25 protein-coding genes are annotated in these 25,495 nt (G+C 75.6%); 8 read left to right on the top strand and 17 right to left on the bottom strand.

Going from position 1 to position 25,495, the window contains the following annotated elements:
* Positions 1-233: 233 nt before the first annotated feature.
* A complete protein-coding gene (polX, locus tag ACSNOK_RS00245; protein WP_436778454.1) occupies positions 234-1,961 on the bottom strand; it encodes a DNA polymerase/3'-5' exonuclease PolX in 1,728 nt (575 codons plus the stop codon).
* A gap of 89 nt (positions 1,962-2,050) precedes the next feature.
* Here polX and ACSNOK_RS00240 point away from each other — a divergent pair, with 89 nt between their 5' ends.
* Positions 2,051-3,721, top strand: a complete 1,671-nt coding sequence (locus tag ACSNOK_RS00240) for a bifunctional 3'-5' exonuclease/DNA polymerase (protein WP_436778453.1) — start codon at positions 2,051-2,053, stop codon at positions 3,719-3,721.
* Between the two features lie 83 nt (positions 3,722-3,804).
* Here the strand turns inward: ACSNOK_RS00240 and ACSNOK_RS00235 are convergent, their stop codons facing one another.
* Together ACSNOK_RS00235 and ACSNOK_RS00230 are read right to left on the bottom strand one after the other, a co-directional pair.
* Complete coding sequence (locus tag ACSNOK_RS00235; RefSeq protein ID WP_436778452.1) at positions 3,805-4,725, bottom strand: phytoene/squalene synthase family protein; 921 nt, start codon at positions 4,723-4,725, stop codon at positions 3,805-3,807.
* Between the two features lie 64 nt (positions 4,726-4,789).
* On the bottom strand, positions 4,790-5,398 hold the full coding sequence (locus ACSNOK_RS00230; protein WP_436778451.1) for a TetR/AcrR family transcriptional regulator: 609 nt from the start codon (positions 5,396-5,398) through the stop codon (positions 4,790-4,792).
* A 110-nt stretch (positions 5,399-5,508) separates the two neighbouring features.
* Between ACSNOK_RS00230 and ACSNOK_RS00225 the strand changes: the two genes are divergently transcribed.
* Complete coding sequence (locus ACSNOK_RS00225; protein ID WP_436778450.1) at positions 5,509-6,396, top strand: NAD(P)-dependent oxidoreductase; 888 nt, start codon at positions 5,509-5,511, stop codon at positions 6,394-6,396.
* Between the two features lie 70 nt (positions 6,397-6,466).
* Here the strand turns inward: ACSNOK_RS00225 and ACSNOK_RS00220 are convergent, their stop codons facing one another.
* Positions 6,467-7,093, bottom strand: a complete 627-nt coding sequence (locus tag ACSNOK_RS00220) for a CBS domain-containing protein (protein WP_436778507.1) — start codon at positions 7,091-7,093, stop codon at positions 6,467-6,469.
* Between the two features lie 147 nt (positions 7,094-7,240).
* Here ACSNOK_RS00220 and ACSNOK_RS00215 point away from each other — a divergent pair, with 147 nt between their 5' ends.
* Complete coding sequence (locus ACSNOK_RS00215; protein ID WP_436778449.1) at positions 7,241-7,450, top strand: hypothetical protein; 210 nt, start codon at positions 7,241-7,243, stop codon at positions 7,448-7,450.
* A gap of 369 nt (positions 7,451-7,819) precedes the next feature.
* Here ACSNOK_RS00215 and ACSNOK_RS00210 read toward each other — a convergent pair whose 3' ends face one another.
* From ACSNOK_RS00210 to ACSNOK_RS00195, 4 genes are all read right to left on the bottom strand, one after another.
* Positions 7,820-10,777 carry a tetratricopeptide repeat protein gene (locus ACSNOK_RS00210; protein ID WP_436778448.1) on the bottom strand — a complete coding sequence of 986 codons (2,958 nt, stop codon included), beginning with the start codon at positions 10,775-10,777 and terminating at the stop codon, positions 7,820-7,822.
* A complete protein-coding gene (locus ACSNOK_RS00205) occupies positions 10,774-12,594 on the bottom strand; it encodes an HSP90 family protein (RefSeq protein ID WP_436778447.1) in 1,821 nt (606 codons plus the stop codon). Before ACSNOK_RS00205 ends, ACSNOK_RS00210 begins: the two co-directional genes overlap by 4 nt.
* Before the next feature lie 224 nt (positions 12,595-12,818).
* The gene (locus ACSNOK_RS00200; RefSeq protein ID WP_436778446.1) at positions 12,819-14,294 is read right to left on the bottom strand and encodes a hypothetical protein; all 1,476 of its coding nucleotides are present in this window, start codon (positions 14,292-14,294) and stop codon (positions 12,819-12,821) included.
* Between the two features lie 159 nt (positions 14,295-14,453).
* Positions 14,454-14,753, bottom strand: a complete 300-nt coding sequence (locus ACSNOK_RS00195) for a hypothetical protein (protein ID WP_436778445.1) — start codon at positions 14,751-14,753, stop codon at positions 14,454-14,456.
* 123 nt (positions 14,754-14,876) lie between these two features.
* Between ACSNOK_RS00195 and ACSNOK_RS00190 the strand changes: the two genes are divergently transcribed.
* Complete coding sequence (locus ACSNOK_RS00190) at positions 14,877-15,245, top strand: arsenate reductase family protein (protein ID WP_436778444.1); 369 nt, start codon at positions 14,877-14,879, stop codon at positions 15,243-15,245.
* Positions 15,246-15,373: 128 nt separating this feature from the next.
* Positions 15,374-15,796: a hypothetical protein gene (locus ACSNOK_RS00185; RefSeq protein WP_436778443.1), complete on the top strand. Its 423-nt coding sequence runs from the start codon at positions 15,374-15,376 to the stop codon at positions 15,794-15,796.
* 6 nt (positions 15,797-15,802) lie between these two features.
* On the opposite strand, the gene ACSNOK_RS00180 is transcribed toward ACSNOK_RS00185, so the two are convergent.
* Complete coding sequence (locus tag ACSNOK_RS00180) at positions 15,803-17,008, bottom strand: flavin-dependent oxidoreductase (RefSeq protein ID WP_436778442.1); 1,206 nt, start codon at positions 17,006-17,008, stop codon at positions 15,803-15,805.
* Positions 17,005-17,376 carry a YybH family protein gene (locus ACSNOK_RS00175; protein ID WP_436778441.1) on the bottom strand — a complete coding sequence of 124 codons (372 nt, stop codon included), beginning with the start codon at positions 17,374-17,376 and terminating at the stop codon, positions 17,005-17,007. Before ACSNOK_RS00175 ends, ACSNOK_RS00180 begins: the two co-directional genes overlap by 4 nt.
* Before the next feature lie 161 nt (positions 17,377-17,537).
* Here ACSNOK_RS00175 and ACSNOK_RS00170 point away from each other — a divergent pair, with 161 nt between their 5' ends.
* The gene (locus ACSNOK_RS00170) at positions 17,538-18,467 is read left to right on the top strand and encodes a LysR family transcriptional regulator (protein ID WP_436778440.1); all 930 of its coding nucleotides are present in this window, start codon (positions 17,538-17,540) and stop codon (positions 18,465-18,467) included.
* Positions 18,468-18,990: 523 nt separating this feature from the next.
* Here the strand turns inward: ACSNOK_RS00170 and ACSNOK_RS00165 are convergent.
* On the bottom strand, positions 18,991-19,614 hold the full coding sequence (locus tag ACSNOK_RS00165) for a hypothetical protein (protein ID WP_436778439.1): 624 nt from the start codon (positions 19,612-19,614) through the stop codon (positions 18,991-18,993).
* 212 nt (positions 19,615-19,826) lie between these two features.
* Positions 19,827-20,492: an AAA family ATPase gene (locus ACSNOK_RS00160; RefSeq protein ID WP_436778438.1), complete on the bottom strand. Its 666-nt coding sequence runs from the start codon at positions 20,490-20,492 to the stop codon at positions 19,827-19,829.
* Positions 20,493-20,667: 175 nt separating this feature from the next.
* Between ACSNOK_RS00160 and ACSNOK_RS00155 the strand changes: the two genes are divergently transcribed.
* A complete protein-coding gene (locus ACSNOK_RS00155) occupies positions 20,668-21,381 on the top strand; it encodes a class I SAM-dependent methyltransferase (RefSeq protein WP_436778437.1) in 714 nt (237 codons plus the stop codon).
* Positions 21,382-21,393: 12 nt separating this feature from the next.
* Here the strand turns inward: ACSNOK_RS00155 and ACSNOK_RS00150 are convergent, their stop codons facing one another.
* Positions 21,394-21,864, bottom strand: coding sequence for a MarR family winged helix-turn-helix transcriptional regulator (locus ACSNOK_RS00150; protein ID WP_436778436.1), 471 nt, complete (start codon positions 21,862-21,864; stop codon positions 21,394-21,396).
* A 72-nt stretch (positions 21,865-21,936) separates the two neighbouring features.
* Here ACSNOK_RS00150 and ACSNOK_RS00145 point away from each other — a divergent pair, with 72 nt between their 5' ends.
* The gene (locus ACSNOK_RS00145) at positions 21,937-22,341 is read left to right on the top strand and encodes a VOC family protein (protein WP_436778435.1); all 405 of its coding nucleotides are present in this window, start codon (positions 21,937-21,939) and stop codon (positions 22,339-22,341) included.
* A 21-nt stretch (positions 22,342-22,362) separates the two neighbouring features.
* Here ACSNOK_RS00145 and ACSNOK_RS00140 read toward each other — a convergent pair whose 3' ends face one another.
* From ACSNOK_RS00140 to ACSNOK_RS00125, 4 genes are all read right to left on the bottom strand, one after another.
* Positions 22,363-22,791: a hypothetical protein gene (locus ACSNOK_RS00140; protein WP_436778434.1), complete on the bottom strand. Its 429-nt coding sequence runs from the start codon at positions 22,789-22,791 to the stop codon at positions 22,363-22,365.
* Between the two features lie 137 nt (positions 22,792-22,928).
* A complete protein-coding gene (locus ACSNOK_RS00135) occupies positions 22,929-23,879 on the bottom strand; it encodes an anti-sigma factor RsbA family regulatory protein (protein WP_436778433.1) in 951 nt (316 codons plus the stop codon).
* Positions 23,880-24,009: 130 nt separating this feature from the next.
* A complete protein-coding gene (locus ACSNOK_RS00130; protein ID WP_436778432.1) occupies positions 24,010-24,264 on the bottom strand; it encodes a WhiB family transcriptional regulator in 255 nt (84 codons plus the stop codon).
* A 185-nt stretch (positions 24,265-24,449) separates the two neighbouring features.
* Positions 24,450-25,325 carry an RNA polymerase sigma factor SigF gene (locus ACSNOK_RS00125; protein WP_436778506.1) on the bottom strand — a complete coding sequence of 292 codons (876 nt, stop codon included), beginning with the start codon at positions 25,323-25,325 and terminating at the stop codon, positions 24,450-24,452.
* Positions 25,326-25,495: the final 170 nt, after the last annotated feature.

The following is a 25,495-nucleotide window of genomic DNA, read 5'->3' as shown; positions in this document are numbered from 1 at the left end:
GGTCGGGGCCGCGGTGGAGCCTGGCTCCGGCCGGGCGGGTGTTTCCCGGCCGGTCCGGCGGGGCGGCGCGGGATGATCCCTCCAGTCTAGGACGTCCCGGGACCGGTGATCGGGGTGGCCGCGGACGCCGGACCACGCCGCCTTCGCACCTGCGATCGAACGGTCCGAGCCGCCCTCGGCTCGGCCGCTTCCGGCCCCGCGCGCCGGCGGCGTCGGCCGCGCCCGTCACGGGCTCACCGCGACCGCCCCTCGCGCAGAAAGCGCCTGAGCCGCTGGAGCGGCCACGCGTTCACGACGTCGTCCGGCGTCAGCCCGCCGCGCTGCGCCGTGCCCACCCCGAAGCGCAGGTACGACAGGTGCGTGACCGCGTGGGCGTCCGTACTGACGGCGAACTTCACGCCGTGGCGCCGGGCGCGCAGGATGTCCTCGTCGCACAGGTCCAGCCGCTCCGGATGGGAGTTGATCTCCAGGGCGGTGCCGGTACGGGCGCAGGCGGCGAAGACCTCGTCGAAGTCGGCGTCGATGCCGGGGCGCTTGCCGATCCGGCGGGCGGTGGGGTGGCCGATGACCGACACATACGGGTTCTCGCAGGCGCGCACGAGCCGGCGGGTCAGCTCCTCGCGGGTCTGGTGGAAGTGCGAGTGCACCGACGCCACGCACAGGTCGAAACCGGCGAGGAATTCGTCCGGCCAGTCCAGGCCGCCGTCCGGCCCGATGTTGAGCTCGGTGCCGTGCAGCAGCCGCATCCGGCGGTGCTTCCCGTCCAGCGCCCGCACCCGCTCCCGCTGGGCCAGGATCTTCTCGTCCGTCATCCGCTGCATGGACAGGTCCGGGGCGTGGTCGGTGACGGCGTAGTACGCGTACCCGCGCTCCGCCGCCGCGGCCACCATCTCCTCCAGCGGGGACACCCCGTCCGTGAGATCGGTGTGCGTGTGCAGGTCCCCGCGGATGTCGTCCTCCGTGAGCAGATCCGGGAGGTCGCCCCGCAGCGCGGCGGCGATCTCGCCGCGGTCCTCGCGGAGGGCCGGCGGGATCCAGGCCATCCCCAGCCGGGCGTAGACCTCCTCCTCGGTCCGCGAGGCGACCCGCCGGCCGCTCCCGGTGCGGAAGAGGCCGTACTCCGAGAGCTTCAGCTCCTTGCGCACCGCGATCTCGCGCACCCGGATGTTGTGCTCCCGCGAACCGGTGAAGTAGAGCAGCCCCGCGCCCCAGGCGTCGGGCGGCAGCACGCGAAGATCCACCTGCAGGCCGGTCCGGGTCCGGACGGACGTCTTCTTCCGCCCGCTCGCGATGGTCTCCGCCGTGTCGGGCAGGGCGCGGAACGCCTCCATGAACGGCTCGGGATCCTCGGCCGCCACCAGGACGTCGATGTCGCCGATGGTCTCCCGCATCCGCCGCAGCGAGCCCGCGTAGGCGCAGTCCACGCAGCCGGGGACGCGCGAGAGCTCCGCGACGATCCGCTCCGCCGTCTCCAGGGCGGCCGAGAGCAGGATCCGGCCGCCGGCCCGCTGCATCAGCTCGATCCCGTGCAGGATGTTCCGCTCGGTCTTCTCCCCGAACCCCTTGAGGTCGCGCAGCCGCTCCGCGCGGACCGCGTCGAGCAGCTCCGGCACCGACGAAACCCGCAGCTCCTCGTAGAGGGCGAGGGCCTTCTTCGGCCCGAGGGTGGGGATGGCGAGCAGCTCCCGCACCCCGGCGGGGACGGACGCGCGAGTCTCCTCGAAGGCGGCGACCCGGCCGGTCCTCAGGTACTCCACGACCTTCTCGGCGATGGACTTCCCCACATGGGGAATCCCGCGCAGCGCCGCCACGTCCATGGCCGAGACGTCGTCCGGGTGCCCGCCGATCGCACGGGCGGCCTTCTCGTAGGCGCGCGCCTTGAACGCGTCGCCCCCGGTGATGGAGACGAGGTCGGCGTACTCCTGGAGCAGCGCCTCGACCTCCTCGTTGGGCCGGGCCATGGCTTCAGCGTGCCACCGGGCCGCCGCCCGCACATCTCCGCGCCGCCCGGCCCCGGGCCGTTGTCAGACCCCGGTGCGACACTGCGGACATGAGATGGGCAGTGGTGGCAGCGGGGGACGTACGGGACGGGGCCGTACGGCTCCGCCCGGTCGACGACGCCGGGCGGCCGGCCGGCCCGGCCGTCGTCGAGCCGAGCCTGGCGGCGGCGGTCCGGGCCCGGCCGGACGCCTCCCGGTGGATCTGGCCGTCCACGGCGGAGATGTACGGGCGGGCGGCCGCGGCCGGAATACGCGTCGAGCGCTGCCACGACGTCGAGGCGGCGGAAGCGCTGCTCATCGGGCACGCGGAGGGCCAGTCGGGACAGCCGCGGTCGACGGCCGCCGCCTGGGCACGGCTCAAAGGACTGCCCGTCCCCGCCGACCCGCCCGCCCGCGCGCCGGACGGGCAGCCGTCGCTCTTCGACCCCGGCCCGGTCCCGCTGCCGCCCGGCACCGACCCGCTGGACGCCCTGCTGGAGGTGTACGCCGACCAGCAGGCACGGGTGAAGGACACGGAACACCCCGGCCGGATGCGGCTGCTGCTCGCCGCCGAGTCCGCGGGCACGCTCGTGGCCGCCGAGATGTCCCGCGCGGGGGTCCCCTGGCGCGCCGACGTCCACCGGGCGCTGCTCACGGAACTGCTGGGGGAGCGGTATCCGGGCGGGCAGGAGACCCGGCGGCTGGCCGAGCTCGCGGACGAGGTGTCGCGCGCGTTCGGCGGCGTCCGCGTCCGGCCCGACCTGCCCGCCGACATCGTCCGCGCGTTCGCCCGCGAGGGCGTCACTCTCTCCTCCACCCGCGCCTGGGAGCTGCGCCGCGTCGACCACCCGGCCGTCGCGCCGCTGCTGGAGTACAAGAAGCTGTACCGGCTGCACACGGCGCACGGCTGGCAGTGGCTCCAGGCGTGGGTCCGCGACGGCCGGTTCCACCCCGAGTACGTGCCGGCCGGTACGGTCACCGGCCGGTGGACGACCAACGGGGGCGGCGCCCTGCAGATCCCCAAGGTCATCCGGCGGGCCGTGGTCGCCGACCCCGGCTGGCGGCTGGTGGTCGCCGACGCTGACCAGATCGAGCCCCGGGTGCTGTCCGCCGTCTCCCGCGACCCGGGCCTGATGGAGGTCGCGGGCTCCGGCCGTGACCTCTACGCGGACCTTGCCGAGCGGGCGTTCTCCGGCGACCGGGACCGCGCCAAGATCGCGGTGCTGGGGGCGATCTACGGGCAGACGGCGGGGGACGGTCTCAAGAACCTGGCCGACCTGCGCAGACGCTTCCCCCGGGCGGTGGCCTACGTCGACGACGCGGCCCGGGCGGGGGAGGAGGGGCGGCTGGTGCGGACGTGGCTGGGGCGTACCTGTCCGCCCGTCTCGACCGCCGTGCCGGACGAGGCGGGGCTGCCGCAGGACGAGCCGGCCGGCGCCCCCGGCGCGGCGCGCGCCCGCGGCCGGTTCACCCGGAACTTCGTCGTCCAGGGCAGCGCGGCCGACTGGGCCCTGATCGTGCTCGCGCTGGTCCGGCAGGCCCTCGCCGGGCTCCGTGCCGAGCTGGTCTTCTTCCAGCACGACGAGCTGATCGCGCACTGTCCGGAGGAGGAGGCCGGGACGGTGGCGGAGGCGATCCGGCGGGCCGGGGACGAGGCCGGGCGCCTCGCGTTCGGCGAGACGCCGGCCCGCTTCCCGTTCACGGTCGCCGTCGTCGAGTGTTACGCGGACGCCAAGGACTGACGGCGCGCCCCCGGCTCTCAGCCCCCCCGGCGGCTCGACCCTCCCGGGGGCTCAGAGCTCCCCGAGGCTCGACCCCCGGTGTCTCAGCGTCCCCTGCGGCGGTACTCGCGGAGGAGTACGGCCAGCGCGCCGGGGAGCGGCGGGCGGACCGGCCGGCGCAGCACGGCCGACCCCGCGGTCAGGGCGGCGCCGGCGGTGAGCGTCTCCAGGGCGATCATCGCCCGGGTGAAGGCCCGGTGCCCGGGCGGGGTGAAGGCCACCAGCCGCCGGGCCGCGAGCAGGTCCCGGCGGGCCCGGGACAGCTGATCGCGCAGCAGGTCGCGGACGCCGGGCGCGTCCCGGCCCCGCTCCAGCGCGGCCCGTGTGACGCCGTACCGCGCCAGTGCCTCCTCGGAGAGGCCGAGGCGGCCGTCCCGCAGGTCCTCGGCCAGGTCGGTGACGAAGTCGAGACGCTGGCTGCCGTCGATGTAGGTGCGGCACACCTCGCGGGAGGCGTCCGCGTCGGCCTCCGGGGCGAGCAGCAGTCCGGCGACCGTCATGAACGCCGGGAGCGCGTAGACGTCGACGTACTTCTGGTATTCGGCCTCGGTGGCGAAGCCGGTGGTGTCCCGCTCCAGGGGCGCCCCGGCGAGGAAGTCCTCCACGTGGCCGCGCAGTCGCGGATGCGCGGCGACGGTGCGCAGCAGGGGCGCGACGACCGGGTGCCCGTCCTCGCCCCCGGCCAGCCCGGCCCGGACCCTCGCCTCCCAGGCGGGCCAGGCGTCCGCCGCGCCGGGGCCTCGGTCGAGCAGGTCGTCGGTGTGGTGCATGAACGCCGTGGCGGCGATGGCGTGCGGGACCAGCGCGGGCGGCAGCAGCAGCCGTACCGCGAGGTAGGCGTGGCGGCGGTAGCCGGCGACGACGGCGCGCTGCCGGGTGTAGTCGGCCCGCAGCCGGGGGTCGTCGATGTCGGCGGCGGTCAGCGCCCGCTCCCACGAGCGGCCGCCGGGGCTCCACGCCTGCATGCCGGTCCGTCTCCCTGTCCGCGATGATCGGTGGGCCGAGCCTACCGGCCCGGCCCGGCCGGGCTCACCGGTAGCAGGCGATCAGCCGGGCCAGGTGCCGGCCCGCCGTGTGCAGCGGTTCCTCACTGCGCGACACCTGGGCGGCCAGCTCCGCGCCCTCCAGGGTGCTGATCACCGTGTGCGCCAGGTCGCGGGCGTCGTCGTCGGCGAGGCCCGCGCCGGTGAGTTTGGCGTGCACGAGCCCGCGCCAGCGGGCGAACGCCTCCGCCGCCGCCCGCTGGATGTCCGGGGCGCGGCCGGCCGTGCCGAGTGCGGTGGCGGTGACCGGGCAGCCGTCCGCCCAGTCGGACTCCCGCAGGATCCTCGCGAGCGTGCCGGTGCAGGCCATGAGGGCGTCCCCCGGGTCCTCCGCGCTCTCCAGCGCGCCGCGCAAGAGGTCGGTGAACTCCCGGTCGCCGTGGTGGATCGCCGCGACGGCCAGCTCCTGCTTGCCGCCCGGGAAGAAGTGGTAGAGGGAGCCCAGCGTGGCCCCGGCCTCCTGGGAGATCTGCTTGATCCCGGTGCCGTCGTAGCCCTGGCGCTGCATCAGCCGGGAGGCCGCGCGGACGATCCGTTCGCGGGTGTCGAGGACGGTGGTGTCCGCCCCGGCGTCGTTCCCCTTGGTCGTCTTCATCCTCGCAGCCTACCTGGGTAGAACGTTCTCCCTATTGGATAGAGCGCTCGTTCTAGAGTCGTGCTACGGTCATGACTAAGTAGAGCGTTCGTTCCAGAGGGAGCTTCTCAATGAACACGCAGTCCGTGGCCAAGCAGTCCGTGACCGTCATCGGCCTCGGCCCCATGGGCCGGGCGATGGTCCACGCGTTCCTTGCCCAGGGCCACCCGGTCACCGTGTGGAACCGCACCGCCTCCAAGGCCGACGCCCTGGTGGCGGCGGGTGCCGTACTCGCCCCGTCCGTGGCGGAGGCGCTGGCCGCCAACGAGTTGGTGGTGGTGAGCATGACGGACTACGACGCCGTCCACGCGGTGCTGGCACAGGCCCCGGACGCCGTGCGCGGGCGGGTGATCGTCAACCTCAGCTCGGACACCCCCGACCGGGCCCGCGAGGGAGCCGAGTGGGTGGCCCGGCACGGCGGTACGCACCTCTCCGGCGGCGTGCAGTGCCCGCCCTCCGGCATCGGCAGCCCGGAGTCGTCCGCCTTCTACAGCGGTGACGAGGCGGCCTTCGCGGCCCACCGGGAGACGCTGGCCGTCCTCACCGGCACCGACTATCGCGGCGCCGACCCGGGCCTCGCCCCGCTGTACTACCAGATCCAGATGGACATCTTCTGGAACGGCCTGATCAGTTACTTCCACGCCCAGGCCGTGGCGGACGCGCACGGCATCTCCGCCGCCGACTTCCTGCCCTACGCCCAGTCCACGGCCGCCTCGCTGCCCGGCTTCTACGCCTTCTACGCCCCGCGGCTCGACGCCCGCGACCACACCGGCGACGTCGACCGGGTCGCCATGGGCGCCGCCAGCGTGGAGCACATCGTCCACACGGCCCGGGACGCGGGCGTCGACCCCGCCCTGCCCGGCGCCCTCCTGGACGCCTTCCGACGGGCCGTCGCGGCCGGGCACGCCGACTCCAGCGGGACCAGCCTCTTCGAGGTTTTCAAGAAGGGGGCCGCGTAAGAAGACGGCGGGGCCGGGGGGCAAGACCCGCCCCCCGGCCCCGCGCCCGACCCCGCCGGCCGCGGCGGGACTACGCGGCTTCCACGGTCAGCTGGTGATCGACGCTCACCACGCCGTCCACGCTCCCGCACAGCCGCAGCAGCACCGGCACCAGGCCCTCGTCCCGCACCGAACCGCTCAGCCGCACCTGCCCGTTGGTCACCTCGACGCCGATGCCCGACGGCGGCTCGTGCAGCGTCCGCACCAGCACGTCCTCGATGATCTCCTGCCGGATGGCCCGGTCGTCGCGCAGGAAGACCCGGAGCAGATCGCTACGGCTCACTAGACCGATCAGCCGGCCCCCGGCGTCCACCACGGGCAGCCGCTTGACGTGCCGCTCCTCCATCGTCCGGGCCGCCTGTACGACGCTCCACTCCGGCCGGGCACACACCGCCGGGCTGGTCATCAGCCCCTCGGCCGTCGTCGCCTCGTGCTTGGCGCGTACCGCCGCCGGGAGCGACGGATCCACCCGCCGGGCCGCCTTCGCCAGCAGGTCCGCCTCCGAGACCACCCCCACCGGGCGGTCGTCCGCGTCCACGACCGGAACCGCCGTGATGTCGTGCTCGTGCAGCACGTGCACGATCTCGGTGAACAGAGTGCCGCGCTGCACGCTGACCACCGAATGCGTCATCAGGTCGCCGACGGTTCTGTGCTGCAACATGTCCCAGCCCCTTCCGGTACGCACCCGGCGGCCGGGCGCGCGGCCACGTTGACCACCGGGAATGCCCCCAGCCTCGCACACGCGCCGGAGCGCCGGAGCGGCGCCTCCCGCCGTCACACCGTCGGGTGAGCGCGGCGCCGGACGGTGACCCGTCGCCGGGCCCTCGGGGCCCGGGGCGTCAGCGACGTCCGCGAACTCCGCCCCGACCGGCACCTGAGCGCCGATCTTCGCGCCGCCCTCTTGGCCGAGCTCTGCGGTCACCTGGAGCCCGACCCGGGCGGTGACCCGCCGCCGGGTTCTCCGGGCTCCCGGGCGTGGGCGGCGTCCGCGAACTCCGCCTCGACCGGCATGTGAGCGCCGATCTTCCCGCCGCCCGCTTGGCCGAGCTCCGCGGTCACCTGGAGCCCGACCCGGGCGGTGAACGGGGCCCCGGACCCCTGCTCGACGCCACCGGATCCGCGTGGCGCGTAGGTGGCGCGCCGAGCGCGGTGCCGAATCCGCGCCCGACGGGTGGGCGCCGGCCGTCCGGCAAAAGGCCCGCACGGAGCGGCCGGACGCGCTCGGCCGCCTCGCGCCCCCACACCGCCACCTCCGGCGTCGTCGGCTCGCTCCGATTCCACGAGCACAAGACCGGCGAGGTGCCGGAGGTACGCGGCGGGGCGGTCCGGGGCCTCCGCCTCCGACCGCGCCGCCACCCCGCCGTCCGAGCGGGCCCGCGGATCGTCAGCCCGCCTGCCGGGACACGTAGGCCAGCACGTTCTCCGCCTCGGCCCGCCGCGCCGGCGCCGCGCCCTCCGGCTCGTCGCCGTACGCCGCCAGCACCGCCCGCGCCCGGTCCGCGGCGGCGGCGGTCCGGCCCAGGTCGGCCTCCAGCCAGGCGGCCATGAGCTCGGTGGCCGTCCGCTGGTCCCGCAGCGCGGGCCCGCCTTCCGCGAGGACGGCCACCGCCCGTCCGACGTACGCCAGCCCCTCCTCGTACGCCGCCCCGGCCGCGTCGCCGTCCGCGTCCCCGGAGTCTCCCGGCTCGCCCTCGCTGCACCGGACGATCAGCTCGCCCGTCTGCCGGAGGGTGCCCGCGAGTTCACCGCGCAGCAGCTCGCGCGCCGCGTCGTCCCCGGCCGCCGCCAGCGCGGTGGCGCACTCGCGCTCCGCCTCGGCCATCAGCTCCCGGGCGCGGGCCGGGCCGTCGTCCTCCCGGCGCGCGGCGAGCCACGCGCGGGCGCGCAGCACCCGGACGTACGCCTCCGGCCGGCCCAGGTCGCGCCACAACGCCTCGGCCCGCCGGTAGGCCCGCTCGGCCTCGTCGTCCCGGCCCGCGCGGCCCAGGCAGTCGGCGGCCATGTTGGCGAGCATGGCGTGGTCCAGCTGCTCCTCCCAGTCCTGGGCGACCGAGGCGGCCCGCAGGAACTGCGCGGCGGCCTCCCGGTGGTCGCCCAGCGCGGCCAGACACTCGCCGAGCCACCAGCGCGCCTGGACCACCTGTCCCTCGCCGTGGCCCTGTTCGAGATCGGGGATCGCCGTCTCCAGGACGGACGCGGCCTCGTCCGCGCGGCCCAGCCGGTGCAGCGCGCCGCCGAGCGCGAGCCGGGCCCAGGCCCCGAGCGTCGTGCTCTCGCCGGCCTGGTCCGCCCAGTGCGCCGCCTCCAACGCGTGCTCCACCGCCGGCTCGTGCCGGCCGGTGGCGGTCAGGGCCTCGGAGAGGAGCAGGTGCACCTGGGCGACGTGGACGTCCTCCAGCACGTCGGCGCCGTGTTCCAGAGCGGCGCGCGCCGCCCCGGCCGCCGTCTCCGGATCGCCGCACGTCAGCGCGGCCCGGGCCAGCCCGGCCCGCGCCTCCGGCGCGTACCAGGCCAGGCCGGCCTCGTCCGTCAGCTCCACCGCGCGGCCGAACCAGCCGGCCGCCCGGGCGGGATCGCCCTCCTCCAGGGCGATTTCGCCCCGCAGCCGCAGGACGTCGGCCAGCCGGCCGGCCATCACCCGGCCCGCCGCGCGGTGCTCCTCGGCGAAGCCGGCCGCCCCCTCCAGCGCCTCCTCCAGCACGGCCCGTCCGGCCTCGAAGCCGGGGGAGGCCGGGGTGCCGGCGAGCCCGTCCCGCAGGACGCGGCAGCGGTACAGCAGGGCGGTGGCCACCGCCCGGGGCTCCGCCCGGCCCTCCGCGAACAGGGCCCGCACACGGGCGCACTCGGCGTCGACCGCGGCCGCCGCCTCCGCCGCGCGCCCGGCGTAGGACAGCGCGAGCCCGGCCCGCGCCCGCGCCAGGGCGGCCTGGTCGGGACGGCCGGCCTCGTCGTACAGCAGGGCGGCCGAACGGAAGGCGTCGGCGCACTTCTCCGGCTCCGCCACCCGCTCCATCGCCTCGTGGTCGGCGAGTTCGGCACGGCCGAGCGGGTCGAGCCCGGCCGCACCGTCCGGAGCGGCCCGCGTGGCCCGGGCCAACGCCTCCCACGCCGCCCGGCCGCCGGGGGCCGGTTCCGCCGTCAGCCGGCGGGCCGTGGCCAGCAGCTCCCGGACGTCGTCGGGGGAGGCCGCGGGGGCCGGCGCGGCGGCGGGGGCGGGCCGCGGCACGGCCGGCCGGCCGGCCCGCACGCCCAGCGGCAGCCGCTCCACCAGCGGCGCGGCGTCCATCCGCGCGACGGCGCGGTCGCCGACGGTGGTGCTGCCGTTGCGCCGGTCGAACCGGCCGGCCAGCTCCAGGGCCTCCGCGCGGACGTGTGCGGACAGCTCCGCCGCCGTCCACGCCCGTCCCGGCGGGCCGGGCACCCGGCGCTCGCCGAGGCCCAGCTCCGTCAGCCGGCGGGCGAGCAGCGCGACCGGGACGAGGAAGTCCAGCAGCGACAGCGGGTCGCCGGAGGGCGCGAAGCGGTCCGTGTGCTCGGCGAGGATCTCCAGGGCCCGGGCCTCGTTGCCGGTGAGCGCGCAGAACTCGATGTGATCGCCGACCGTGGCCCGCATCGACTCCATGCCCCGGATCATCCGGTAGCCGCGCAGGTGGTGGGCGCGGGCCTCCTCGGTCCTGCCCAGCCGCACCAAGGGGAGCAGCGAGGCGGCGAGTACCACGTGCGGCTCGTGGGCGCAGGTGTGCTCGCCGGCCAGCACCGGGCCCCAGGTCTCCAGGGCTTCCGCCGGCCGCCCCTGCCGGTCGAACCAGTCGCCCTGGGTGTGCAGTTCGCAGGCGTGGCAGTCGCTCATCGGATCCCGGTCGGCGGCGAGCCAGGCGGCGAAGGCCCGTTCGGCCCGCGCCGTGTCGCCGGTGTCCCGGGCGATGCGGAACTCGCTCTGCCGCACGGCCCGTTCGCTGTGGCCCGCGATCCGGTAGCGGTGCTCCATCTCCGCGTGCCATTTCTCCACCGACGCCAGCGGGATGTCCGGCTGGTCCAGCATGCCGCCGGCCACCCACTTGAACATCCAGTGCAGCCGGTGCTCGGCGTACGCGTCGAAGTCGTCCGGCCGCTCGTCCCACATGCGCAGCACGCGGGCGAAGGGGACGAACATCTTCTCCGACTCGGAGCTGAAGTTGTAGGCCGCCAGCAGGTTGAACAGGGTGTCGAGCAGCAGCCCGGTGTCACCGGTCCGCCCGGCCTCGTCCACCAGCCGCTCGGCGACGGCGTTGCGCGCCGGGCCCTCGGGCTCGTTCATATTGTCCTGGAGCGCCTGCCGGAGGGCGGCGGCGGTGCGGCTCACCGGTCCCCCTCGGACGGCTCGGACGGCGCCGCGGGGTGCGCGGCCCACTCCAGGAGACCGAGGAAGGCACGATTCAGCAGCGCCGAGTCGGCCGGCCGCAGCGGGCGCTGGGCCATCAGCAGGGCCTGCCCGTACAGGGCCTCGGCGGCGGTGCCGGCCAGGTCGCGGTCGGCGAGCGCGCCGACGCGCCGGACGAGGGGGCTGAGGTGGTTGAGGACGAGCCGGGCGCGCGGGGCCTCGTCCCGCAGCGAGCCCAGGATCGACGACCACAGGTCGTCCGCCTTCGACTCCTCCTCCGCGCGCGCCCGTTCGTGCCGGGCGGCCCGGTCGTCCAGGTGCAGCGCGGGCACGGTGACCGGCAGGAAGGAGCGGAGCACCACGTCGCAGTCCAGCGCGTCGAGCCGGGCCCGGGCCGCCGCCAGGAAGTCGGCCAGCGCCAGCTCGTCGGCCGGCTCCACGTGGTCGAGGTGCGCGGTGACCGTCTCCGCGTCCAGCTCGGCGACGGTCGTGCCCGGACGCACCCGCGGCAGCATCTCCACCAGCTCGCCGTCGAAGGTGTAGCCGCCGTTGACCACGCCGACGCCCTGGGCCGCGGCGATCGGCGCGACCTGCCGGAACTCCTCGACGGTCCGGGTGAAGTGGACCGTCCGGTGCCGCTGCGCGAACTCCTCCAGCGACAGCTGCCCGTCGCTCGTCTCGAACGGCAGCCACGGCAGCATCGTGCGCAGCATGTCCGCGTCGTGCCGGGCCAGCGACTTGACGCCCACGTGGTGGACGGAGAGGAACTGCCGCAGCCGCTCCTGGTCGCCGGCCGCCAGCTCGGCGAGCCAGTCGCGGATCCGCTCCCCGAGCGCCTCGCGGACCGCGGCCAGCCGGTCGTCGTCGTACAGGCTCTCGCGCGAGGCGGTGGGCCGCAGGCTGTCGGTGTCGACCACGCAGCGGACGAAGAACGCCCACTCCGGCAGGAGTTCGTCGGCGCGGTCGGTGAGCAGCATGCCCTTCAGGTGCACCCGGTGCCCGCCGCGCCGGCCCGGGCTGACCGCCTGCGGCAGCACGTACGCCACACCGCGGACCCCGGCCACCGGCACGTCGAGGTCGATCGCGTCCAACGGCGAGAAACCGAACAGCTCGTGGCAGTGCCGGGCCAGCGCCACCCGCCGGGCGGCGGGGCTCGGGTGGGGGCGCTCCCAGACGGGCGGCCGGTCGGTCACCGGGGTGTCGCCCACCCGCACGTCGTAGGGGAGGAGCGAGCCGAAGTCCCGGGCCAGGGCGAGGACGCGCTCCTCGGTGAGCCAGTCCTCCGAACCCCGGCGCGCGGCCAGGTACACCGTGGTGCCCGGCTCGGGGCGCGCGTCGTCCGCGAGCGTCCGGACGGTGTACGAACCGTCGTCGCGCGCCGTCCACTCGACGGGCCGCGCGCCGGGTGTCCGGGCGGAGCGGCTGACGACCCGGATCTCCCCGGCCACGACGAAGCAGGCGAGCAGCCCGATGCCGAACCGGCCGAGGAATCCCGAGCGCGCCGACTCCAGCCCGTCGCGCTTGGAGCTGCGGCCTATGGTGGCCAGCAGATCGTGGACGTCGGCCTCGGTCAGGCCGATGCCGCTGTCCTCCACGCGCAGCCGGCCGCCGTCGGCGTACAGACGCACCGTCGCGGGCGCCCCGGGCTCCTCCGCGCGGCGCGCCGTGATGGCGTCGACGGCGTTCTGCAGCAGTTCGCGCAGATAGACCTTGGGGCTGGAGTAGAGGTGGTGGGACAGCAGGTCCACCAGGCCGCGCAGGTCGACCTGGAAGGTGTGCGGTATCTGGTCGTCAGTCATCGTCGCAGCAGCGTACTGGGTGGGTCGGACACCCGGCCGGGCAATTCTCCGACGCCGCGCGGTGGCAGGCGGCCCGGCGGTTCGCGGCGGGTTGGCACCCGGTCGGGCGGCCCCCGGCTCGGGAGGCATCCGGTCCAACGGGACTCGGGTCGACGGCACTCGGGGCGACGGCACTCCGGTCAACGGTGCTCGGCTCGGCGGATCCCGGCTGGGCAGCCCTCTGTTCAGCGGTATTCGGCGAACCGGGGGCGCAGTCCCGCCCCGACGAGGAGCGCCGCCCCGCCGAGCACGCCCGCCGGGAGCGCGGGCCAGCCGGCCAGCCGGTCGCGGGCGGTCGCCGTGCGGTCCGTGAGGACGGCCAAGTGGCGGGCGGACAGGGCGTCGAGGGATCCGGTGAAGTCCCAGAAGTCGAACGGGATCCGGCCGCGGCCCAGTTCGGTGAGGGTCAGCACGGCCGCGTCCGTGCGCCCCCTGGCGTGCTCCTCCCGCATCCGGCGGTCGTCGTCGCGGAACCGGGCGTACCGGTCGAGCACGGCCCGGTGGGCGGCGCGTCCCGGGGCGTAGGAGTAGTCGTCCGGTGCGAGCAGGGTGTCGAGACGGGCCGTCAGGCTCTCGAACCTGCTTACGGCGGCCGATCCGGGGCGGGTGTCGTAGACGAACCAACGTCCCTCGGTGGCCGCCGCCTCCGCCGCGACCGCCCGGGCCTCGGCCAGCCGCGCCCAGGGGCGCAGACCGTCCCGCGCGGCGTCCCGGACGCCGTCCGCCGCCGACAGGAACGCCACGGTGCCCAGGGCCGTGACGACGGCGGCCGCGACCGTCGCCGCGCACAGCGCCGGATTGACCACCCGCCCGTACCGGCGGGCCAGCCGCCACTGGCACCACCCGAGGGCGGCCAGGGCCCCGGCCCCCGCCCCGGCCGTGGTCCACGCGGCGGTGACGGCCGCGCCGTGCGCGCGGTCCGCCAGCCGGCCGGCCTCCCGCGCGTACCCGGAGGCCAGGGCGTCCGCGGCGGGCAACAGCTGACGGTGCATCACCTCGCCCGCGTCGACGGACAAGGTGACGGCACCGGCGGGCGGTCGGCCGGCGGGCCGGTCCGGCGCCGCCTCGTCGACGGCGGCCGACCGCGCGGCGAGCTCGTCGTACCGGCCCAGACCGTCAAGAAGCGCCCGCACCCGGCCGCCCTGGGCCGGGTCCCCGCCCAGTCGCCGCAGCAGGTCGCTGACCTCGGCGCGCCGCTGCCGCGCGGTGAGCAGCGCCAGGAGGCGGTTGCCGACCTGGAACTCGTCCGCCGACCGGCCCGCGGGCAGCACGGCGGGCCGGTCGGCGGAGTGCCCAGGCACCAGCGAGTTCGCGCGCTGCGCGTCGAGGTCGGCCAGGGCGAACCGCAGACCGGCCGCCGTGGCCGCCCGCTCGGCGACGGTCTCCCGCAGCCGGTCCGTGTCGGCCCGGACCACGACGGCACCCGCTACGGCTGCGGCGCACAGCACCGCCAGGGCGGTCAGCATCAGCACCGCCTGCGCCCCCAGCCGGCGTACCGGCGCGGCCGGACCGCGCCGCCACCGATTCCCGGCCGTCGGCCCCCGGCCGCCGACGGCCCGGGGCCCCGGCGGCGGGGGACCGGCCGGCACCGGCCCGGCGGCCTCGGGCGCCGCCGCCGGCGCCGGGGCGGCCGGGACCGGGGTGACCTGCTGGATCGTCATACGACGACGCTAGGGACAGGCCGGAACGGACGGGTGACGGGCGGGCGAACGGACGACGGCCGGACGGTTGCGGCGCGGCGGGCGGCGCGCCCGGACCGCCCGGCTTCTCACGATGCGGCAGGGAACGGAACGCCGTACGGAAAACGGACGGCCGGCGCGTCAGCGGCGGCCGGCGCGTGCCGCGGGCGCCTCGGCGCGGATCAGCGACCTGACCATCCGGCAGGTCGTGTTGGACGGCGGGCGCACGCCGATCCGCTCGGCGACCCGGCGTATCCTGCGGTTGGTCGCCTGCTCCGGCCGGTACGCGCCGCTGTGGAGCAGGGCGATGGCGAGGCGCATGGCCTTCAGCCGGCGGTTGTGCGACTCGTACCACTCCCGCGGATGCCCGGCGGGCAGACGCTTCCTCGGCAGCGTCTCGAGGGTGCACGGGGCGGTGGGCGGTGCTGCTGCTGCGGCCATCGGCGTCCTCCTGACGAAGGGGTCGGGCGACCTCTTCACTACCCCTCCATTCTACTGCCGGGCACTGACAATCGCCCCAGCTCAGACGGGATTTGAGGGGGAGTGGGCGGTACCCTGTGCGGCATGGAGATCTGGATCAACCCCGCCTGCTCGAAGTGCCGCTCGGCCGTCAAGCTGCTCGACGAGGAGGGCGCCGAATACACCGTCCGCCGCTACCTGGAGGACGTCCCCGACGCCGGTGAGATCCGGGCCGTGCTCGGCCGGCTCGGGCTGGAGCCCTGGGACATCACGCGCACCGGCGAGGCCGAGGCCAAGGAACTCGGCGTGGCGGACTGGCCGCGCGACGCCGCCGCGCGCGACCGCTGGATCGACGCCCTCGCCGGCCACCCCAAGCTGATCCAGCGTCCGATCATCACGGCCGACGACGGCACCGCCGTGGTGGGCCGCACCGACGACGCGGTACGGGAGGCGCTCTCCCGGTCGGCCGGCTGACCACCGGAGCCCGCCGCTCCGCGCCGCCGCTCCCCGCTGTCCGGAATCCACCGGTTCCCGGACGGCGGGGAGGGGCTTCAATAGGGGCCTTTCCCCCGCGAGGGCCCCATGAGGCACGAGGAGCGGACATGCCGGTGCGCAAGGCGACGATCCAGGAACACGTGAGACGGGCGGTGACCGAAGCCGGCCCCTCGGACCGGCCGGTGGTGACGGTCTACGGCATCAGCGGCCCCAGCCCGCTCGCGATGGCCTTCCTCTCCAGCGTGTGGATCTTCTTCGTGGACACCTACTTCGTCACCTACACCCGGCACGGCCTGCTCTTCCACCGCGCCGGCAAGCTCAGCGGCCGGCCCAAGGAGCTCGTCCTCTCCCTGCCGCACGACCAGGCGCGCCCGCTGGTGAGCGACGTGCGGACGGGCTCCCTGTGGAGCTCGTTCCGCTTCCGGATGCCCGGCCGGGAGAAGCCGACGCGCCTCAACGTCAACCGCGTCTGGCGGAACGAGCTCGACCACCTGCTGCGGCTGCTCGCCACACAGCCCGCCGGCTCCTGATCCGCGTCATGCGGGCGTCAGCGACGGCCGCGCGTTGAGGACGGCGGGATCGCCCCCGCTCGCCCGCCGGTAGGTGTCCGTGACACGGGCGAAGTGCTCCCCGCTCCGCCCGGCGCCGTCCGGCACCTCCCTGGCCGCCCGGTTCATCACCCGGTTGGCATGGACCACGGCGGCCGTCGCCTCCCGCCGCTCGTCGGCGTACCGCGCCAGCGCGGCCGGCACATCGTCGGCGCCCGCCAGCCGGAGGGCCAGGACACGGGCGTCGACCACGGCCTGGGAGGCGCCGTTGGCCCCCACCGGGTACATCGGGTGCGCCGCGTCGCCGAGCAGGGTGACCCGGCCGCGCCCCCAGGACGGCAGCGGGTCCCGGTCGACCATCGGGTATTCCAGGATCCGGTCGGCCCCCCTCAGCAGGGCCGGTACGTCCAGGAAGCCGAGTGACCAGTGCGCGTAATGGGGGAGCAGATCCGCGAGCCGGCCCGGACGGTTCCAGCCCGCTTCCTCGTCCAGCGGGCCGGGAGGAGCCTCGCGGACCTGGCAGACCCAGTTGACGCGGTCGCGCCCGATCGGGTAGGCGATGAACTCGGTGTCCCCGTCGAGGACCAGGACCGCCGACCGCCCGGTGAGAAAAGGCGTCGCCTTCGTCACCCCGCGCCACATCCGGACCCCCGACCACAACAGGGGCCCGCCGTCGGGGTGCAGCAGACCGCGGACGGCCGAGTGCAGCCCGTCCGCGCCGACCAGCGCGGCGGCCTCGACGGTCCGGTGCTTCCCGGTCGCCCGGTCGAGGAGCCGGGCGCGGACGCCGGAGCCGGTGTCGTCGAATCCGTCGAGGCGCGTCGCGGTGCGGACGGCGTCCGGGCCCAGCCGGTCGCGGACCGCGGCGAGCAGCAGCAGTTGCAGCTCCCCGCGGTGGACCGAGTACTGCGGCCAGCGGTACCCCTGGGCGAGACCGCGCGGCTCGGAGTACAGGACGGCGCCGTCGCGGTCGCAGTACACGTTCTCGGCGGTCGGCACGCCGATGGCGGCCAGCTCGGCGCCGAGCCCCAGCTCGACGAGTTCGCGGACGGCGTGCGGCAGGAGGTTGACACCCACGCCGAGCGGGCGGATCTCCCGGGCGCTCTCCACGAGGGTCACGTCGATCCCCGCGGCGTGCAGGCTCAGGGCGGTGGTCAGGCCGCCGATGCCGGCGCCGGCGACGAGGACGCTCACCGGGCCGTCTCCGACTCCGGCCGGTCGATGATCCGCAGCCAGCTCCCGTCCGGCTCGCGCCGGACGACCTGCACCCTGCCGCCCGTGCCGTCGGCGGACCGGGTCGAGGTGAGGGCGAGGTCGGCCCCGTAACGGACCGTCGGCAGCGGCGGTTCGGGCTCGAACGGCAGCTCCGCGTGGAGCAGGAGCCGCTCGCACACGGCGCGGATCGCCTCCCGGCCGACCGTCACGCTGCCGGGCGGGAAGGCGAGGACGGCGTCCGGCGCGTAGAGCGCGGCCATGCCGTCGGCGTCGCGGGCGTTGGCCCGCTCCACGAACAGCCGGGTCAAGTCCTCGGGTGTGCTGGCGAGTTCACGGGCGTCGGTCATGGCGCCGCTCCTTCTCTTCGGTCTGTCCGGGGATCCGGAGTCACGGGCGTCACCGGTGCCTCACGGCTCTCCGGCGCCCCTCCGGCCTGATGACTCCAGCCTCCTCCGGCACCGTCCAGAAGTCCAAGACATGGAAAGTCTGGCTGTTAGCATCGCTGGTTATGGAACTCCGGCAGCTCGAGTACTTCGTCGCGGTGGTGGAGGAGCGCAACTTCACCCGGGCCGCCGAGCGGGTGCGGGTCGCCCAGCCCGGAGTCAGCGCCCAGATCCGCAAACTGGAACGCGAGTTGGGGCAGGAGTTGCTGGACCGTTCGGGGCGGTCCGTGGCGCTCACCGAGGTCGGCGCGGCCTTCCTGCCGCACGCGCGCGCCGCGCTCGCCGCCGTCGAACGGGCCCGCCTCGTCGTGGACGAGATGGCGGGACTGCTCCGGGGCCGCGTCGCCGTCGGCACGGTGACCTCGCACAACGCCGATCTCCCCGGCCTGCTCGCGGGCTTCCACCAGGAGCATCCGGCGGTCGAGATCACCCTGGCCGAGGACACGACGGACCGGCTGGTCGACGGCCTCCGCGGCGGACGCTTCGACGCGGTCGTCATCAGCGTGGGGCGGACCGGCCCGGCCGGCGTCTCCCTGCACGTATTGGAGGACCAGGCGATCGTCGCCGCGGTCGCTCCCGGCCACGAACTCGCCGTCCACCCGGTCATCCCCCTCGACGCCCTGCGCGACCGGCCGCTGATCAGCCTGCCGCGCGGCACCGGGCTCCGCGCCCGGCTCGACGAGGCGTGCGCGGCGGCCGGCTTCCGGCCGCGCATCGCCCTGGAGGCCGGGGACCCGGGCACTCTCGCCGAACTCGCCGCGCACGGGCTGGGAGCGGCCATCCTGCCCGGCGAGTTCGCCGCCGACCGAGCGCCGGAACTGGTGTCGCTGACCATCGACCCGCCGACCCTGCGCGGCCGGCTCGCCTTCGCCTGGCGGACGGACGGGCCCACCAGCCCGGCGGGCCGGGCCCTGATCGCCCGGGCACGCCGGGTGCTGCCGGGGCCGGGGGAGCGGGGGAAGAGCGCCGATCCCCGCGGGCGCAAGAGGGAATGACGCCATACCGGTACGCCGGAGGGGCTGCCGCGCGCAGGCCGCCGGGCGGACGCGGCGTCGGCGGACGTACCGCCCGCCGTCGCACGTGCGCCGGACCGACGCCCGGCGGAGCCGCCGCCACGGCCCGCACGGTCTCGCCCTCGGGCTCGGGAACGCCGGCCCGCGCGGCGCCGAGCCTTCCAGGCGGCCGGGTCGCGCCAAAGGGCGCCCCCCGCAAGGCATTCCCGCGCACGGTACGGGCATGGACCTCCCGCATGGGGGGCACCGGTCGCGCGTGCTCCTGGGCCGACGACCGGGGAAACGGCACCTTTCGTCTGCCCCTCCCGCCTCTCCCGAGGCGCCCGCCTCCGCCGCGTCCTTCGCCCCGGACCGCTCGGGAGCGGCCGACCGGGCACTGCCGGCTCCCCACCGACCGGCCCTCTTGAACCGGCCTCCGCGCCCGGGCGCGCCGACACGCGGCACCGCGTGACCGGACACCGTGCACCCCGGGGAGGCGGCCCACACGGAGGCACACAAGGCGGGTCTACAAGGCGGCCTGCTCCGGCGGCCCCGACAGCTCCGGCCATATGCCGACCGCCCGGCGTGCCGCCTCCCCGAGGCCGCTGGTGTCCAGGACGGCGGCGGTCTCCGGGATCTCCTCGTCCGGCCACTCCAGCACCAGGGTCACCGGCCCGCCGGACGGCACCGCTGACAGCAGGAGACGCACGGGGCGGTGGAAGCCGCTGCCCGGATCCACGCCGTACTCCCGCAGCACGACCGGCCGTTCGCCGTCGCCAGGCGCGGGCCACGGTTCGCCGTCGGACGGGGACACCCGGCGGCCGTCCGCCAGCCGCAGGCCCACCCGCAGCGCCCCCGCGCCGGGCCGGGCGTACCAGGAGTCCCCGTACACCTCATCCGCCCGCCTCCGGCGCCAGAAGACGGCCAGGCACAGGGCGACCTCCTCCGGCCACACCTCCCAGCCCGTGAACATCACACGCACCCGCGGCCCCTCGGCCACGCACGCCACCCGGGGGAGCACCGTCGGCAGGTACCAGTCGGACGGCGGCCCGTCGTCCCCGTACCGCGACCCCGGCGGCCCCAGGTCGACGAACGCGGGCCGCTCCGGCTCCGGTTCGCCGGGCGGCACCGGACCGTCGAAGAAACCCATGGCTGTCCTCCCCGCACCCGCCCTCACGGGTACTCGCACGAACGATGGTGACAGAGGGGTCTGACAACGCCGCTCGAAGCGCCTCCCCACCGCCGGGCGGCATCAGGAACCCTGCCGGGAAAGCGTGTTCCGCCGGAACGGCGGCCCCGGCCCCGCACGCCGCGCGGACGGTGTGCACGCCGTCCGGACGCGCCCCCTCCCGGCTCCCCGCGCTACCCCCGGAACTCGACGGCCGCCACGTGTTCGCGCGTCGTCCGGTCCAGCAGCACCACCGAGGCCGCCTCCGGGACCGGGCTTCCGGCGCGCTCCCCGGCGTCCGACGCGGCCAGCGCGTCCAACAGCCGCCGCAGCCCCCGCCGGTGCCGGTCGAAGACCCGCGGCCGGGCCCACCGGCCGCGCGCCTCCTGCCCGGCGAGGGCGTCGGCCGGCCCGACGTCCAGGAGCACCACGTGCAGTTCCCGGCCCCGACGGCCCGCCTCCCGGGCGAGCAGCCGCCGCAGCCACGCCCGGCTGCCGCAGTCGTGCACCAGGAGCGGGCCTCCCGTCCGGACCGCGGCCCACAGCCGGCGGGCGTACACCAGGCGCGCCCACGGCCGGTACACCGCGTAGGGGAGGAACGCCGGCATCACCGCCGCGCAGTCCTCGTGGGCGTCCCTCGGGTCGACGACGGTCGCGGCCCGCGACCACCGGCGGATCAGCGTGCTCTTGCCGCTTCCGGGCAGCCCGGACACGACCAGCACGGCGCCGGCGGGGTAGGTCAGGAGTGCCGGGGCCCGCGTCGGCCCCCGCAGGTCCACCAGGCCCCTGGGGCGCGGGGCCGGGCCGCCGGGCGGCACCTCCCGCACGGCGGTCGCGGCCGGCCCGCGTATGTCGTCCACTGCTCCACGGTCCCTTCGGTGACGAGCTCTGGCGCCCGGCTTGCGTACCGCCGCAGCCTCGCACAAGACGCCGGGGGAGCGCGGACGGTTGCGGACCGCTCCCGCGCGGCCGCGCGCCGCGGCCCGGACGTGACCCGGGCGACGGACGGGTCGTTGGGCGACTGTGATCGACGACATGCCCCGGGGCGGCCCCGGCGCCGCGTGGTGGGACCGGCTGTACGAGACGGACCGCCCCGAGTACCTCGACCGCGCCGACGCGGGGGACCGGCGCCGCCGGGTGCTCCGGGGGCTGGCCCGGGTGGAACGGCTGACCCTGGCCCACCGGACGTTCGGCGGGCCGGTCCTGGACGGGCTGCGGGACGTACCCCGACCGCGCCTCCTCGAACTCGGCGCCGGGGACGGCGGACTCGCCCGCTGGGTCCTCGACCGGCACCCGGCCGTCCGGGCCACCGTCAGCGACATCGCGCCGGACGTCGTCGAGGCGCTGCGGGCCGGCCCGCTCGGCCGCCACGCGCGGGCCACCGTCGAACGGCTCGACGCCACCGCGATCGACGCGCCCGACGGCTCCTACGACATGGCCGTGTTCACCCAGGCCCTCCACCACCTGCCGCCCCGCGGCGCGGCGGCCGTGCTGCGCGAGGGCACCCGCGTCGCACGGCGGCTGCTGATCATCGACGTGTGGCGCCACCCCGTGTGCCTGGCGGTCGTCCCTCTGAGCCTGCTCTGCGGCGGTCCCGCCACGGCCCACGACGGGGTCATCAGCCTGCGCAAGGCGTACAGTCCGGCGGCGCTGCGGCACTTGGCGGCCGGCTGCGGCGCGCCCGTCGCCCTGCGCACGCGGTTCCTGCCGCCCGCCTACCTGGCGGCCGTGGCCGTGAGACGCGCCTGAGGCGGACGTCTCCTACGGCCGCCGCGGGTCGTCGCCCTCGCGCGCCGCGTTCTCGGTGTGGCGGAAGACCTTGTCGAGCAGCTCGTGCAGCCGTTCCCGCTCCCGGCCGGTCAGCGGCGCGAGGAGCTCGTCCTGGACGGCGAGCGCGTCGTCGGTCAGCCGGGCGAGTTCCGCCGTCCCGGCGGGGGTCAGGGCCACGGAGTGCCGGCGGCGGTCGCGGGGATCGCGGGTCCGCTCGACGTGGCCCAGGGCCGTCAGGTCGTCCAGCACCTTGGTCATGTCGCTGGGGTCGATCGTCAGGCGTCCGGCGAGTTCGCGCTGGGCCTGCGGGCCGAAGTCGGCGAGGGCGGCCAGCACGGCCATGTGCCACATCCGCAGGTCCCGGCCGGCCAGCCTGGCCGCGGTCCGGCCGCGGGCGTTCCTGCCGACCCGGGAGAGCAGATAGGTCGTCAGGCCGGTGAGAGTGGGGGGTGTCTCGGTCACCGGAATATTGTAGGTTGCTACCCATCATTGGGACGCACCTACTATTACTCGCACGCACGACGGAGAGGTGCCATGGACGCGCTGCACCCCCGGCTGCTCGTCGGCCGGTTCCCCGAGACCTTCCGCTTCTACGCCGCGGTCCTGCCCGAACTCACGGGCGCCCGCCTGGTCCGGGGTACGGAGGACGGGCCCTACGCCCACTGGGACGTCGCGGGCCAAGGCCTGCTGTCGCTGCTCGACCGGCGGGCCATGGCCGATGCCACCGGCGCCCCGTCGGACACCGCCACGCCGTCCGACCGGACGATGCTCGTCGGCCGCGTCCGGGACGTCGACGCCGGGTACGCCCTCTGTCTGCGGCACGGCGCCACGGAGGCCGCGGCCCCCGCCGACCGGCCCGAGTGGGGACCGACCCTGCGGACGGCGCACGTCCGCGATCCCGAGGGCAACCTCGTCGAGCTCCAGTCGTACGACGGCTGACCGGCTCCGGCCCGGCGGCCGTCAGGAGCCGGAGTTCCGGATCTCCACACAGGTCTTGCCGAGCGACCGCTGCTTGGCCCCGACGTGCTCCCAGCCCTCGGCGCAGATCTTGGTGTGCTCCGCCACTCCCCGGCCCCAGGCCACCGTGTACCGCAGGCCCTGGTGCCAGTGCTGGAGGGCGCTGGTGTTGTCCACGCCCCCGCCGTACAGCCGGTAGTGGCCGTAGAACGCCGCACCGGGCGGCGGCGTGACCGTCGCCCGCGCCACGTAGAGACCGGCCCCCTCCACGGCCAGACAGGTCTGCCCCGCACAGCTCCCGCCGCCCGCCGAGGCCGGCGGCGTCACGGCGGCGCAGAGCGCCAGGGTGCCCACCGCGGCCGCGGCCGCGCGCGCGGCCCACCGCGTTCTCGCCACGACCCGCTTCACCGTTCCCGCAACGACGCGCTTCATCCGTCCCGCTCCTCCCATCGGTGCACCGCCTCGCCGGCGCGGCGCCGCGCGGTGGTGCGACGGCGCCCGCTCACGCTCGCCGTTCCGAGCGGCCCCGCGCAATCGAACTCCGCGAGGTTCACCCGCACGACGGGCGGTCAGGGCGACGGGATCCGGGAGAGCAGGCACCGCGTCGTGGTGCCGCCCGGGCCCGTGTGGGTGCGGACCAGGTCGCTCAGCGTGTGGACGAGCAGCAGGCCCCGGCCGCCCGGCCGGTCCGGCGCGGGCGGCCGGCGGCCCGCCAGCGGATCCTTGACGTACCCGCGGTCCTGCACCTCCCACACCACGTCACCGCCCTCGCTCCAGATCCGCACCGTGCCCGCCCCGCCCCCGTGCACCACGCTGTTGGTGGTCAGCTCGGCGACGGCGAGCGCCAGGTCGTCCCGCCGCTCCTCCGGCAGCCCCAGGGCCATGGCCCGCTCCACCACGACGCGGCGCGCGTCGGGCAGCAGCTCGTCGTCGAAGCGGAAGGAGAGGACGCCCCCGTCGGGCGGCGGTGGCAGCGGCTGGTTGTAGGCGGCGATGATGTGGTCCGGCGCGTACGAGCCGCTGGGACCGTTGCGGTCGCCGTCGATGATCACCGGATGGGTCGCGTAGGCGTCGGCCACCGCCCGGGGATCCAGCCGTGAGGTGTCGTACGGGCAGACGATGGTGACCCTGCGGCCCGCGAACGCGTGGTTGATGAGGGCCTCGTGCTGGACGCACGCCGGGTACTCCGCGGCCGAGCGGCCCGCCCACACCGGCTCGCCGACGATGCGGACATGCCGGTCGGGATGGGCGTCGGCGAAGGCCCGCAGCACCCGCGGAATGATCCGCCCCGGATTGCGGCCCGCCTCCTCCATGTCGACGAACCGGATCCCGGCCCCGTCCGCCCCCAGCGCGTCCCGCAGCAGCTCCAGCCGGACACGGGGAACGGCGATCGCCACCGGGTCGCCGTCCGCCAGCCCTTCGCGGACGAACGCCGTGAGCGCGGCGACGTACTCTCCCCCGTCCCGGTAGAACAACGCCGGGTGGACGAACGGCCCGGCCACGGCCGTCGTGTCGTTCACAGCGTCACCTCGATCACTGACGGGTCGGGAGCACGCGTCCGTCGCGCGTGCGCTCACCTTCCCCGCGCGGCGCGCGGGGGCGCACGGTGGACGCGGAACGCCCCGTCCCGCCGGGAGCCCCGTCACCGTACTAGGAAGAGGTACCCACACGGCGCCTTCCCGTCCCCCGGCGGAGCCCACGCCTGTCCCCCTCGCTCGTACCACCCCACACTCCGTACTCCTGGCGGGTCTCCAGGGCCCATCGCAGACACTCTTCCCGCACCGGGCAGCGCGCGCAGACCGATTTGGCCCCTTCCGCCTGCGCCAGCGCCGGCGCTCCCGTGCCGATGGGGAAGAACAGGTCGGGGTCCTCTTCCGTACAGGCGGCGTACTGTCGCCAGTCCACGTCGGTACCTCCGTTCCGGGTGTTCCGGGATCGTTCCTCTCCCCACGCCTCGCCCGGAAGTCCGGAAATAACCCTGGAAGAAAACCTTCGGACGTGCTCGCTCGCGCACGACGGCGCCCCTCGGCGGCCGGACGGCCGGGAGGGGCGGGTCGTGCGCGGTGGAACAGGCCGCCGGAGGGCGGGAATCACTGCTGGGCGAGCATCTTCTTGCGGAGCCGGCTGAGCGTGCGGCTGAGCAGCCGGGAGACGTGCATCTGGGAAATACCGAGCTCCGCGCCGATCTGCGACTGGGTCATCTCCTGGCCGAAGCGCAGTTCCAGCATCAGGCGTTCGCGCTCGTCGAGTTCCTTCAGGAGCGGCTTGAGGACGTGCAGCGCCTCCACCTTCTCCAGGTTGTCGTCCACGGTGCCGATCCGCTCCGACCACGAGCGCGAGGAGTCGTGCCCCCGCGGCCCGGGCTCGGCGGGGGTGTCGATGGAGTGGGCGGAGTAGCCGTTGCTGGCGACCTGGGCCTCGATGACCTCGTCCTCGGAGAGGTCCAGCACCTCGGCCAGCTCCTTGACCGTGGGGGAGCGGCCGAGCCGGCCGGAGAGCTCCTCCGTCGCCTTGACGAGCTCCACCCGGAGCTCCTGGAGCCGGCGGGGCACATGGACGGCCCAGCTCGTGTCACGGAAGAAGCGCTTGATCTCGCCGGTGATGTAAGGGATGGCGAGGGTGGTGAACTCGACCTCACGGGTCAGATCGAACCGGTCGATCGCCTTGATCAGACCGATGGTGCCCACCTGGACGATGTCCTCCATCTGGTCCGCCCGGCCGCGGAAGCGGCCCGCGACGTAACGCACCAGGGAGAGGTTCATCTCGATGAGGGTGTTCCGGACGTACTGGTACTCGTGCGTACCCTCCTCCAGAACCGACAGCCGGTCCAGGAAGAGCTTGTTCAAAGCCCGGGCGTCGCGCGGGTCGATACCGCCCGCGTCCTCCACCTGCGGCAGATCCACACCGAGAGGCTCACCCGCCGCAGTGCTGCTCCGCGCGGCTCCGGCCGTCTGCGTCACGCTCATGCTGGTCACGTGCGCCCTCCTTCAACTGTGCTTGTCAGTTCGGCTCCTGCCCCGGGTTCGCCGGGGCATGCATGTCGGCACGCCGAATTTCGGCCGGACTCCTTCCGGATTCCGGCCGGACAGCACCGAGGCCCGGCGGGGACCAGGTCCCGCCGGGCCCGGAGGAGACG

The organism is Streptomyces sp. URMC 126, assembly GCF_051386555.1.
GTDB lineage: Bacteria > Actinomycetota > Actinomycetes > Streptomycetales > Streptomycetaceae > Streptomyces.
Note: the sequence above shows the minus strand (reverse complement) of the source record. Positions and strands in the feature narration are given on the sequence as shown.